This window comes from Kitasatospora sp. NPDC051170, from assembly GCF_044455705.1.
Taxonomy (GTDB): Bacteria; Actinomycetota; Actinomycetes; order Streptomycetales; family Streptomycetaceae; genus Kitasatospora.
In genome coordinates, this window is sequence record NZ_JBITFA010000048.1 from 1 (window position 1) to 1,198 (window position 1,198).

Annotated in this window: 1 protein-coding gene; it reads right to left on the reverse strand. The window is 71.0% G+C overall.

The annotated features are described in order from the left end of the window. Positions 1-3: 3 nt before the first annotated feature. Entirely contained in the window at positions 4-1,023 is a 1,020-nt protein-coding gene (locus tag ACIBCA_RS37150; RefSeq protein ID WP_396287605.1) for an IS30 family transposase, read from the reverse strand. Between the last annotated feature and the right edge of the window lie 175 nt (positions 1,024-1,198).

Sequence of the window (1,198 nt, forward strand, 5' to 3'; positions counted from 1 at the left end):
TGTCTAGGCCGCGATGAGTTTATGCAGACGCTCGGCTGGGGTTTCCCAGCCGAGCGTTTTGCGTGGGCGGCGGTTGAGCTGGTCGGCGACGAAGGTCAGGTGCTGCGGGCTGTGGACCGAGAGGTCGGTGCCCTTGGGGAAGTACTGCCGCAGCAGGCCGTTGGTGTTCTCGTTGGAGCCGCGCTGCCAGGGGCTGGCGGGGTCGCAGAAGTAGACCGGGACGCCGGTGGCGACGGTGAAGCTCTTGTGGGCGGCCATCTCGCTGCCCTGGTCCCAGGCCAGCGAGCGCTTCAGCTCGACCGGGAGCGTTCGGACGGTGGCCACCAGGGCGTCACGGACCGTCTCGGCCGTGTGGTCGCCGGGCAGGTGCAGGAGCATCACGAAGCGGGTGGAGCGCTCGACCAGCGTGCCGATCGCCGACTTCCCGTCCTTGCCGATGATCAGGTCGCCCTCCCAGTGCCCGGGAACCGCCCGGTCCTCGGCTTCCGCCGGGCGCTCGCTGATCATCACCATCGGATCGACGAAGCGTGGCCGGCGGCAGTTGGCCTGGCGGTGCGGGACGCGGCGCGCCCGGCCGGAGCGCAGGGCCCCGGCCAGCTCGCGGCGCAACTCGCCCCGCCCCTGGATGTAGAGCGCCTGGTAGACGGTCTCGTGGACCACGTGCATCTCCGGCCGGTCGGGGAACTGTGCCCGCAGAGCGTGGCATATCTGCTCCGGGCTCCACCGCTCGTCCAGCATCGCCTGGACCGCCTCCCGCAGCTGCGGATTCGACGTGATCCTGCGCGGTTTGGGGCGGGGCCGGCGGGCATCGGCGCGGGCCTGGGCGGCGTGAGGGCGGTAGTGCCACTGCCCACGTGTGCTGTCGGTGCGGTTGCGGCTGATCTCCCGGCTGACCGTGGACGGGCTGCGGCCCAGCTCCGTGGCGATCTCCCGAACACCGGCCCCCTCCCGCAGCCGGTCGGCGATCTGGATGCGCTCGTCCACGCTCAGGTACCTGGATGTGCCGGAAGGCGGCACCACCATGCGGATCGGTGGTGCCGCCTTCTGCCGGCGATCGGCGCTGCGGCCGTTGCGCCACTTGTTGCCCGTCCTGCGGTCAACACCGACAATCCGGCACGCCTCGGCGTTGCTGTAACCCTGCTGCACGAGCCGGGAGTATGCCTCCCGCTCCCGGGACAGCTTCCTGCGCCCCTGAGCC

What these genes read in the sequence shown, in the direction of transcription:
- ACIBCA_RS37150 (WP_396287605.1), bottom strand. Translation starts at nt 1,023, where the DNA reads ATGGTGGTGCCGCCTTCCGGCACATCCAGGTACCTGAGCGTGGACGAG.